Here is a 10,198-nt window from a genome sequence, read left to right on the forward strand (position 1 = left end):
CGCCGCCGGCACTCCGCCTGCGGCTACCGCAGCCCGATCACCTACGAGAACACCACCACCGCGGCTACGCTACGACCGGCCGCATAACAATCAAATCGCGTGTCCACTTTTCGGGGCGAAGGCCCCAGCTTGTCGATGAACTCCGCGCTGCCCCAGTGCTGGTCGTGCCCGGTGGTGAACTCGAGTCATACGATAGGTCAATCGGCGGCCACGGTCCCGCTTGGGTGTCTGGTGCGCTGGCTGCCGGGCGCCATCTGGATTCCTATGCGGGGTGCTGGTAACGGTGCTGTCACCAGCCCCAATGCTCGACATGGGAGCACCGGAGCCGCCGGTCGCGGTGAGAACGACCTTTCAGTTCTGACATCCTCGCGACAGATCTCGGGTGACGTACACTGTGCTCAGCCTGTTGCGTTGAGCTTCAGGAAGTGAGCCCGGCTCCTCTCCGGACGGTGAGCGGCCGGGCTTCGCGCTTTCTACCGTCCGGTGACGTCCTGCCCGGACGTGATGGTGGCGATGCGATCCCGCCAGGACCCGCCGGCGGAAGAGCACCAGGCGAGTGCGTCTGCGATCCACAGCAGCGGGTCGGCGTGGGGCGGTAGGTGGGCGTAGTCGAATCCGGCGGTGCCGTGGCGGCGTAGCTGGTCGATCAGCACCTGACGGTCGAGATCGTCGCGTCCTTGCCTGGACTCGATGATCAGGCGGGTGACGCCGCGATCGAGCAGCGGTTGCACCATTCGTCGGAAGCTCTCGGCTCGGAGGTCGTTGTCGCGCCCTGTGCCGTAGAAGGCCAACGCTGAGACCTGGCCGCTGTGGACGATCGCGTCGATGATCTAGCTTTCGGCGGCTATCGCGTTCGTTGACGAAGTGCCAACGCCGCTGGCCGGGCAGGCAGAACGAACGTACGACGCGGCGCAGGCTCTCGACGTCGCCGTTCGCTACCACCGCTACACAAACGTGATAGCTGGAGCCGCGGGCCGATTCATCGATGAAGGCCTGCGCGCTCACCCGCGTGTCCGTGCCGGCGACCTGGCTGGTTCGCCAGCGCGTTGAACGGCGCGGTAGACGGTGGAGCGGGCGACGGAGAACAGCTCGGCCAGCTCGGCGCTGGTGTGCTTGCCGGCCCGCCACAACTCGACCAGGTGCGCCTCCTGCGCCGGTTTGAGCTTGGGCTGCTTGCCGCGCAGCCGGCCCTTGGCCTTGGCGACCTTCATGCCCTCCCGAGTTCGCATCCTGATCAAGTCCGACTCAAACTCTGCGATCATCCCGAGGACGTTGAACAGCAGCCGCCCGACCGGGTCTGTCGGGTCGTGCAGCGACCCGCCGATGTTGAGTTTCACGCCGGCCTCGGTGAGTTCCTCGACGATGTTGCGGGCATCAGTCAGCGAGCGGGCGAGCCGGTCCAGCTTCGTCACGACCAAGGTGTCGCCGGACCGGCACGCGGCCAGCGCTTCCCGAAGGCCGGGTCGTGCTCGATTGGTACCAGTGAGGCCGTGGTCCACATAGATCCGGTTCGGCTTCACCCCAAGCGCGGTCAGCGCGTCACGCTGGGCGGTGAGATCTTGCTGGTCGGTCGAACAGCGGGCATACCCCACGAGCATTCTGGCCACCAAACGACTGTACCGGTTGAGCCTGCTTCACCGGGCATTATCGCGGGCGGGTCTTCTGGGAATCGCCGCTCCCTGCAAACGCCGGCGACAGGCGGACTGCGCGATGACGTTCAACGTGTCCCGTAGACCGTCCCGCTTATGACACAACGTCTTGACTGAGCTGAGTGTGAGGGCCACGATCTTTGGCGACGTTAGGACAGGGCCGGGACCCTGGTCGCGCGGCCTGCTGGAGGTCTGACCCGTGCGCGAGAGGAGACGTATCGTCGTGGCGATGGAGGTCATGGACTGGCTACTTGAGGGTGACCCGGCGATTCGGTGGCAGGTGCTGCGCGACCTCGTGCAGGCGCCGCCCGATCAGGTGGAAGCCGAGCGTGCGCGTGTCGAGACCCAGGGGTGGGGAGCCCGCTTGCTCGCCGCGCGTGACCTCGACGGGCAGTGGGACGGCGGTGCGTGCTTTCCGCGGCGCATCGTCGATGACTGGCAGGCCGGTATCGAACCGGACTTCTCCGACGGCCAGCCTTGGACTTCGACGCTGCCCACGCTGATGCTGCTGCACGACCTCGGGTTGGATCCGGCGAGCGCTGCAGCGCGCGAGACAATCGGGTTGGTGACCGTGAACTGCCGGTGGGAGCATGATGGCCAGGCGTTCTTCGATGGCGAGGTCGAGGCGTGCATCAACGGCCGGACCCTCTCGATCGGCGCCTATTTCGGGGCGGACGTTGGCAGTCTGGTGACTGGTCTGCTCGCCGACCAGCTCGATGATGGTGGCTGGAACTGCTGGACCGAGCGCGGTGCCATTGTTTCTTCGTTCGATTCGACGATCTGCGTGCTGGAGGGCTTGAGTGAATACGAAGAGTCCGCGGGCAACGTTTCGGTGAGCGATGCCCGCCGGCGTGGCGAGGAGTACCTGTTGGAGCGGCAGCTGTTCAGACGCAGGAGCACCGGTGAGGTGCCGGCTGAGCGCTGGCTGCAGTTTTCGTGGCCACCGCGATGGCACTACGACGTTCTTCGCGCTCTGGACTACTTCCGCCGCACCGCCGATGCCCCGGATCCGCGGGTTGGCGAGGCGGTGCAGCTTGTCCGCGACAAACGCCAGGTCGACGGCACCTGGCTTCTGGAGAACACCCACCCAGGGCAGACCCAGTTCGAGTTCGAGGACGGCGACGGACGACCGAGCCGGTGGAACACGCTGCGGGCGCTACGGGTCCTCAACTGGTACGACTGCCAGCGATAGCCACGCAACGTCAGAAGAATCTACGCCGAGCCGCTACGTCCCCCTGGAACCCCGATATGGCGGTTCAGGATGACCCTGTCACTGAAGGATCGTCTAATGGGAGAGCAGTAGGACCACGACATGGTCGGCCCTCGGAGACGATGTGTGGCGAGCGGTGTCCTATCAGCGTTTCGAGATGATTGTCTGCAGGACGGATCGGGCTGATCGGGGCTGGTGGTCGATGACGGTTCCTAGCACGGGGCTGGCGACTGCGAACTCTCCGGCTCGAGCGGCGCGGAACATGCCGAGGCTGAAATCGGCGGCCGGGGCGGGCATCCCACGCTCGATCGCGGCTGCTTTCCACTCCTGGTCGGCGACGATGACGCATTCGATGGTGCGTCCGGTCATCTCGCTGAGGATGCTGGCCACGTCAGTGAAGGTGAGCATCTCTGGGGCGGTGAGTGGTGCGGTGACGCCTTCGAGCAGACCATCGACGGTGAGCGCTGCGGCGGCGGCTTCGGCGAGGTCGGCATGCGCGGTCCACGACACCGGGCCGTCCTCGGGGACGGCGAAACGTCCGGTCTCCACAGCTCCGCCGATGTAGTAACCGAGGGTGGTGGCGTAGAAGCCGTGGCGTAGCGCGGTGAAGGGAACGCCCAGCCGCTGCAAATGTTCCTCGGTGGCGGCGTGGGTGACCGCCGGGCTGAACAGCGAACTCTTCGACGCTGCCTGGTGACTGGTGTACAGGATGCGCCTGGCGCCCGCCGCGTGGGCGGCATCGAGCGCGGCGATGTTAGCCGTGACTGCGTTGCTGCCGCGGATAGCCGCCGAGACCACCAGGACTTGATCGGCGCCTTCGAACGCATACTCCAGTGCGGCAGGGTCGGTGAAGTCCCCGCGGCGGACGCGTACGCCACGCTTAGCCAGCGACGCCGCTTTGGCCGTGTCGCGCACGGACACGCCGACAGTGTCAGCCGACACCCGCGTGAGCAGGTTCTCAACGATCTGTGACCCGAGCTGACCGGTGGCGCCGGTGACGACGATCATGATTGCTCCCTTCTGGTTTCCCACGATACGACTTCGACCGTACCACGGGTATTTCTAGCGGTAGCGTCTCGGTGTTATCGTTGAAACGTGGCCCAGGTGCACGCGAAGACGCGCCGCGAGGACGCACGGTCTGACATCGTGGCGGCGGCCGCACGCATTTTGGGTGAGGACGGAGCGCACGCCGTCACCACCCGCGCGGTCGCGCAGGCCGCCGGCGTCCAGGCACCGACGATCTACCGACTCTTCGGCGACAAGGACGGCTTGATCGACGCCGTGGCCGAGCACGTCATGGCCAACCACACCGCCGACAAAGCCGCCGTCGCGCAGCGGCCCGGCAGCGACCCGCTGGCCGACCTGCGCACCTCATGGGACACGCACATCCAGTTCGGGCTGGCGAACGCCGAGCTCTACATGCTGCTCAATACCCCGGGCCGCAGCGCCCGATCGCCGGCCACCATCGCCGGTATCGCCGTGCTCCGCGCCCGCCTGCAACGTCTCGCCGCTGCCGGCTTGCTGCGGGTAGATGAACAACGCGCTCTCGCTGTCATCCACGCCGCCGGCGCCGGAACGGTCCTGACCCTGCTCAGCGCCCCCGCGCACGAGCGTGATCCCGGTCTGGCCGACGCGATGTTCGCCGCCGTCGCCGCCGCCCTCCTGACCACGACACCTGCGACACCCGACCCCACCGTCAGCACAGTCGCGGTCACATTCATGACCGTGCTGGCCGACCTCCCCGCCCTGACCGACGCAGAGCGCACCCTCATGGCGGAGTGGATCACCCGATCCCTCAGCCACCTGCGACCACTTTCGGGCGTCCGATAGCCAATCGGCGACCGGCGACCGGCGACCGGTCACCGATCGGCTACCGGGCGTCCGGTCCTCCTTCGGCATCCGGTGACCTAGACGGGCTCTGCCCCTGGATACAAGGGTTGATCAAGACCGTGGCCGCTGAGGGTTGGTCAGCTGCGGACGTGGAGCCCGAAACCAGTGCGGCCGGCCGGTTCCAGTCCTTCCTTCAGGTGCAGTGAGGGTATTTGGTAGTCACCGAAGTTCTGCGGTCGGAACGCGATGGGCTCGGTCGTTTCCAAGGTGACCAGACGATCCTTCCACGCCTTGGCGACGTCCGGATAGGCGCCATCGGTCATCCGGTCGGTGCCGTAGAGGACGAACGGCGGCAGTACCTCGATACCCGGGTAGTACAGGATGCCGTGTTGAATCGGAAACAGCAGATCATCGATGGGACCGTTGATCCCGCGGGCAGCGTAATGCGACTCTGGTCCGCCGGCGGTCACCGCCAGCAGAGCCTTCCTGCCCGCCAGGGTCCCTTCACCGAAACGCTCGCCGTACTTGGTGTCGCTGTGCTCGCCGACCCCGTAGGCAAAGTGGTAGGTGAACACCCGGTCCACCCACCCCTTGAGGATCGCCGGCATGCCGTACCACCACAGCGGGAACTGGAAGATAATCGTGTCGGCCCACAGCAGCTTCTCCTGCTCGCGCAGGACATCGGGGGTGAGCGTCCCGGCGTCGAAGGCCCGACCCGAGTCCCGGGCAACCTTGAGCGGACTTGAGGCGTCGGGGCCGAAGTCTGCCGCATCCACCACCGCCTTCCAGCGCATCGAGTAGAGATCACTCACCCGTACCTCGTGCCCAGCAGCCTCCAATGTGGACACCGCAAGGTCCTTCAACGAGCTGTTGAGCGACTTCGGCTCCGGGTGGGCGTAGACGATCAGCGTCTTCATGAAATCTCCTTCAGGTTGGATGACTCGATTCTGAGCGCCCGTATCGTTGGTATTCAGGGGCGCCGATTCCTGGGCCGGGACTTCCTGGTAACGGCAGGACCACCCTCACGGCCGGTCTCGCGGCCATACTCAAGAGGTGGATGATTTAGCGGGCTTCCTGACAACCCGGCGTTCCCGTGTCGACCCGGCGACCGTCGACATCCCGACCGACAGCCGCCGCCGCGTGAAAGGGCTGCGCCGCGAGGAGGTCGCGTACCTTTCCGGCGTCAGCGTCGACTACTACGTACGCCTGGAACAGGGCCGCGCCACCCAGCCCTCCGAGCAAATCCTCGATGCACTGGCCCGCGTCCTGGTCCTGGACGACACTGAACGCGGCCACCTCTATCGGCTTGCCCGGCAGCGCCGACGTCGCGCAAAGGTCCCAGCCGGGCGAATCCGGCCCGAGTTGCTGCACATCCTGGACCTGATGGCTGATGCGCCCGCGCTGATCATGAACCACCGATTAGACGTATTGGCCGGGAATCGCCTCGCCGGTCTGCTGTTCGGCGATCCCATACCTGGCCTGAACACCGCCCGACACCTGTTTCTTGAGGATGCCGAGCGTGGTTTCTACGCCGACTGGGATAGCTGCACCCTCGACGTCGTCGGGCACCTGCGTCTGGCCGCCGGTAAGTACCCCGAAGACCCACGCCTGGCCGCACTCATCGGCGAGTTGTCGATGGGGAGCATTCGATTCCGCCGGCTCTGGGGCCGAGCTGACGTGCGCGCCCGCACCCACGGTCGCAAGGCCTACCGACACCCATTGGTCGGGCTATTGGAACTGCACCAGGAAAATTTCACGCTACCCGGCGAGTCAGGTCTGGAACTTCTGGTGCTGTCCGCGGCCCCCGGAAGCCCAGCCGAAGACGGCATACGTCTGCTCACCGCACTGGACACCGACAGCGGTGACACCCAACTCATGGACACCGGTCAGACGCCGGCCAAACACGGGCCTGGGTAGTCAGGCAGGCCCCGCGCTCAATGGATAAGCCAGCAGAGTGTGGGTACCTACCGTGACTACGACAACTGTTCGTTCCTGCGAGTCGATGCATCAGCGTCTGAGCGCATCAGGGTGCCGCCGACGCCAAGTACACAAGAGGGCACTGTCGAAGGAGTGTTCGGCGTCTGGTTGAACGATTCCGAAGTGGTGATCGGCCCCGGACGGCTCGGCCCAGGGCTCGCCTTTGCCACTGGCTATGGGATGAGGCGCTGGTCGCGGAGGTCTTGAAAGATCCGCAGGAACATCGATCCGGTCTCGACGTATTCGTGAAATCCGGCGCGGCGGGCTTTGGATCCGTCGGCGATGACGTCGTAGTCCCAGGCGAACACGAAGTCACCGAACTGCCAGGACGAGACGTCCGAGTAGCTGGTCGGTCGAAGGTGGTGGTCAGCCACCATCTCTTCCCACAGTTCGGCCTTGTCGGCCATCACCTCGGTGAGCGACATCGGCAGCGGCGGCGCGACTTGTAGGTCGAAGAACGCCGCGATCCTGGGCCACATGCTGCTCCAGCGGAACATGTCCCCGTTGGTGATGTTGTAGGCCTGATTGGCGCTCGCAGGATTCGTTGCGGCCCAGAGGGTCGCCTTGGACAGGAGATCGGCGTCGGTCATCTCGATCAGGCTGTGGTAGGCCCCCGGCCGGCCGGGGAACCGGAGCGGAAGGCCCAGCCGTTTGCTGATGCTGGCGTAGACGGCGATCACCATCGCCAGGTTCATCGGGTTGCCCAGGCCCACACCGGCGACGACGGAGGGACGCAGCGCCGACCAGGTCCAGGCGGAGCCGGCTTGCCGTCTCTGCAGGAACTGCTGCTGATCCACGTTGAACTCCGGCGGCATGTGCGGTGGATCGTCCTCCCGCGCCGGGGTGGCGAACGGTCCGAGATGCGCGCCGTACACCTTGTAGCCCTGCATCAGGCTGATGTGCTCGAGCCTGGACGCCACAGGCTCCACGGCGTCCACCACGTTTGTCAGCATCGCCAGGTTCGGCGGCACCAGCTCCGCCCAGGAAGGTAGGTCCTGATAGGCGGCGTAGAAGATGTGGGTGACGCCGGTCAACCCGGCCAGTCGGTCCGCGGTCTGGTCCGAATCGAGCAGGTCGACCGACAGGTGCCGGACCGGTCCGCTGTCGGCTCCGCCGCGGCGGGAGAGCCCGACGATGTTCCATTCACCTGTAGCAGCAAGGTGATCGACGAGATTCCCGCCGATCACCCCACGTGCTCCGACCACCAACGCTGTGCGGTTCATCTAGCCTCCATCGTTTCATCGTGTTTTACCGATCTAACCACACGGATCGGCAAAACGCGATCCAGCGATATGATGTGAAGGTGACGCTGAACGAGGACGATCTGGTGGGGGCCTTCAAAGCGCTGGGGCATCCCACGCGGTTGGCCATCCTCGGTTGGCTCAAGGAGCCGGCTTCGTTCCCGCCGCAAGATCAGCCTGCCGAGCAGGTCGGTGTCTGCCTCAAACACATCCAGGCCCGGGCGAAGGTCTCCCAGTCGACCGCGTCGCAGTTCATGGCAGTGCTGCAACGTGCGCAACTGGTGACCTGCACCCGCGTAGGGCAGTGGTCGCACTACCGCCGCAACGAAGAGATCATCGCTGCGTTGGGTGAATCGTTGAGCATCGACATCTGATCGCTAATATGGCCAGCCGGCCATGGCGGGACGAATGACGCTGGACATCGGTCAGGGTGCGGTGCTGGCCTGCAGAATGCGGTCGAGCAAACCTGGATAACGGTCGTTCAAGTCGTCGGTGCGCAAAGATGACCAGCGACGGTTTCCTTCCTCCCGCTGGCGGATGACGCCGGCTTCCCGCAGTACCCGGAAGTGGTGGGTCAGGGTCGAGGGGGCCACTTGCACCGGAAATGTTCCGCAGGCCTGTTCGGGGTTCGCGGCCAGGGTCTGCACGATCGTCATCCTGGTCGAGTCGGACAACGCATGCAGCACGTCCAACAGATCGATCTGGTCGCGCTCAGGGTGAACGAGCGGCGCGGACCGGCTTGGTCGTGGCATAGGCCCGTGCTCCTTGGTTGACGATGTCGACAGCCTCACTCTACTGTCATCATTCGATGTACTACGAACGTCGAATAAGGAGTCCGATGCGAGCCCTTCAGATGGATTCACCTGCCCCCGACTCGAGCACCACGCACGTCGTCCGCACGCAAACGCCGACGCCCGGACCGGGTCAGGTCAGCATCAACGTGGCCTACGCCGGGATCAACTTCATGGACGTCATGACCCGCCGAGGCGACCCCGGCTATGCTCCGCTCGGGTGGCCATTGGTGCCCGGCCTGGAGGTAGCGGGCACCGTGCGGGCAGCCGGCCCCGGAGTCTGCAACATTCAGGTCGGAGACCGAGTCGCGGCGAAGCTCAGCGGCGGCGGGTTTGCCGAGGTTGCCGTAGCCGACAGCAAACTGGTCGCCCCCGTACCCGACAGCCTGGACCTGTCGGCGGCTGCCGCCGCACCCCTCATGCTCGCCACCGCAGTGCTCCTGCTGCGTGACGTCGCCCAGCTCCGGGCCGGTGAGCGCCTGTTCATGCACAAAGTCAGCGGTGGTGTGGGCTCCGTCGTCCCCCAGGTCGCGCAGACACTCGGGGTCGGGGTGCGAGTCGGCTCGGTGAGCCGATCGTCCAGCATCGACGCAGCCACCGCCGCTGGATGGGATCACGTCCTTCACCACGATGACGCCATCGAAGATGCGGCCCGCCGAGCAGCCGGCGGAGGGTTCGACGTCATCCTGGACCCGACCGGCACCACATCACTTGAGCTCGACCTCGCCATCGCGGCCCCCGGCGCCAGGATCATCCTGTTCGGTAACGCAGGCGGTACCGCACCGGCAGCCCTTCCGCCTTTCAGTCGCCTGCTCGGCAGCAACGTCGGCCTCCTCGGGTTCAGCATCACCGCTCTGGCCCGAACCAATCCGGACCGCGTCACCGATGCCCTCGTCGCCGGACTGGACATGCTGGTCCAGCGGCAGGTACACCTGCCCGTCACGGTCATCGAGTCACTCACAGACGTGGGAGCGATACACGACCTGCTCGCGAACCGCGTAGGCACCGGAAAATACGTCGTGCATGTCAACGATCGATCCAGCACGTGCGACCCACGCTTGGCCTTGTGAGCGGCCCCCCGAAAGCCTGACGGCACTGGACCGACGACTGGACGCCTGGAGCGCTGAACCGGCATTGGCCCGCGGCTGGGCAACGAGGTTGGCTTTACCTCGGCACCGTGATCGTCAAGTGCGTACCCGGCGCAGCGTGGCATGTGTGGCCCAACTGCCACCCTGTCGTGCGTCTTCCTTCCGCAAACGATCTCGACCTGACCGACCAGGTTCACCGTCGACTGACGTCTCATGAGGGCTCGCTAATGTCCATTTACGCTGCTGCCCCGGTGAGCGATCGTGATGCGGGATTTTGGTTCTTTCGGGACTGTCCTGAAAGCGGTGTTTCCGGCCTGACACGTCGAGCGGGAGCTCGGCGAGAAGGGTTGGCGTCTGATGACGGCGACACTGGATGGCGTGGCGAAGAAGAAGGACTCGGAGCAGTCGGCTG

General features: G+C 65.4%; 12 protein-coding genes. 6 read left to right on the forward strand and 6 right to left on the reverse strand.

The window, feature by feature from the left end; translation table 11 throughout:
• Positions 1-473 precede the first annotated feature (473 nt).
• Both RM423_RS23285 and RM423_RS23290 read right to left on the reverse strand, forming a co-directional pair.
• Positions 474-734 carry a hypothetical protein gene (locus tag RM423_RS23285; protein ID WP_311425435.1) on the reverse strand — a complete coding sequence of 87 codons (261 nt, stop codon included), beginning with the start codon at positions 732-734 and terminating at the stop codon, positions 474-476.
• Between the two features lie 267 nt (positions 735-1,001).
• A complete protein-coding gene (locus RM423_RS23290; protein ID WP_311425445.1) occupies positions 1,002-1,598 on the reverse strand; it encodes a recombinase family protein in 597 nt (198 codons plus the stop codon).
• 280 nt (positions 1,599-1,878) lie between these two features.
• On the opposite strand from RM423_RS23290, the gene RM423_RS23295 reads away from it, so the two are divergent.
• Positions 1,879-2,841 (forward strand): hypothetical protein, encoded by a 963-nt coding sequence (locus RM423_RS23295; RefSeq protein ID WP_396327841.1) that lies wholly within the window; start codon positions 1,879-1,881, stop codon positions 2,839-2,841.
• A gap of 162 nt (positions 2,842-3,003) precedes the next feature.
• Here RM423_RS23295 and RM423_RS23300 read toward each other — a convergent pair whose 3' ends face one another.
• The gene (locus RM423_RS23300) at positions 3,004-3,867 is read right to left on the reverse strand and encodes an NmrA family NAD(P)-binding protein (protein WP_311425437.1); all 864 of its coding nucleotides are present in this window, start codon (positions 3,865-3,867) and stop codon (positions 3,004-3,006) included.
• Positions 3,868-3,954: 87 nt separating this feature from the next.
• Here RM423_RS23300 and RM423_RS23305 point away from each other — a divergent pair, with 87 nt between their 5' ends.
• Positions 3,955-4,689, forward strand: coding sequence for a TetR/AcrR family transcriptional regulator (locus tag RM423_RS23305; RefSeq protein ID WP_311425438.1), 735 nt, complete (start codon positions 3,955-3,957; stop codon positions 4,687-4,689).
• Between the two features lie 137 nt (positions 4,690-4,826).
• Here the strand turns inward: RM423_RS23305 and RM423_RS23310 are convergent, their stop codons facing one another.
• Positions 4,827-5,606 carry an NAD(P)H-dependent oxidoreductase gene (locus RM423_RS23310; RefSeq protein WP_311425439.1) on the reverse strand — a complete coding sequence of 260 codons (780 nt, stop codon included), beginning with the start codon at positions 5,604-5,606 and terminating at the stop codon, positions 4,827-4,829.
• A gap of 136 nt (positions 5,607-5,742) precedes the next feature.
• Between RM423_RS23310 and RM423_RS23315 the strand changes: the two genes are divergently transcribed.
• Positions 5,743-6,606 (forward strand): helix-turn-helix transcriptional regulator, encoded by an 864-nt coding sequence (locus RM423_RS23315; protein ID WP_311425440.1) that lies wholly within the window; start codon positions 5,743-5,745, stop codon positions 6,604-6,606.
• A gap of 233 nt (positions 6,607-6,839) precedes the next feature.
• On the opposite strand, the gene RM423_RS23320 is transcribed toward RM423_RS23315, so the two are convergent.
• Positions 6,840-7,889 carry an SDR family oxidoreductase gene (locus RM423_RS23320; protein WP_311425441.1) on the reverse strand — a complete coding sequence of 350 codons (1,050 nt, stop codon included), beginning with the start codon at positions 7,887-7,889 and terminating at the stop codon, positions 6,840-6,842.
• 80 nt (positions 7,890-7,969) lie between these two features.
• Between RM423_RS23320 and RM423_RS23325 the strand changes: the two genes are divergently transcribed.
• Entirely contained in the window at positions 7,970-8,281 is a 312-nt protein-coding gene (locus tag RM423_RS23325) for an ArsR/SmtB family transcription factor (protein WP_311425442.1), read from the forward strand.
• Between the two features lie 51 nt (positions 8,282-8,332).
• Here the strand turns inward: RM423_RS23325 and RM423_RS23330 are convergent, their stop codons facing one another.
• Complete coding sequence (locus RM423_RS23330; protein ID WP_311425443.1) at positions 8,333-8,659, reverse strand: ArsR/SmtB family transcription factor; 327 nt, start codon at positions 8,657-8,659, stop codon at positions 8,333-8,335.
• Between the two features lie 86 nt (positions 8,660-8,745).
• On the opposite strand from RM423_RS23330, the gene RM423_RS23335 reads away from it, so the two are divergent.
• Positions 8,746-9,768: a quinone oxidoreductase family protein gene (locus RM423_RS23335; RefSeq protein WP_311425444.1), complete on the forward strand. Its 1,023-nt coding sequence runs from the start codon at positions 8,746-8,748 to the stop codon at positions 9,766-9,768.
• Between the two features lie 53 nt (positions 9,769-9,821).
• The coding region (locus tag RM423_RS26090) for a DUF6278 family protein (RefSeq protein WP_396327842.1) at positions 9,822-10,198 on the forward strand (377 nt) is incomplete at its 3' end.

Source organism: Jatrophihabitans lederbergiae, assembly GCF_031845305.1.
In the GTDB taxonomy this organism is placed as follows: domain Bacteria; phylum Actinomycetota; class Actinomycetes; order Mycobacteriales; family Jatrophihabitantaceae; genus Jatrophihabitans_A; species Jatrophihabitans_A lederbergiae.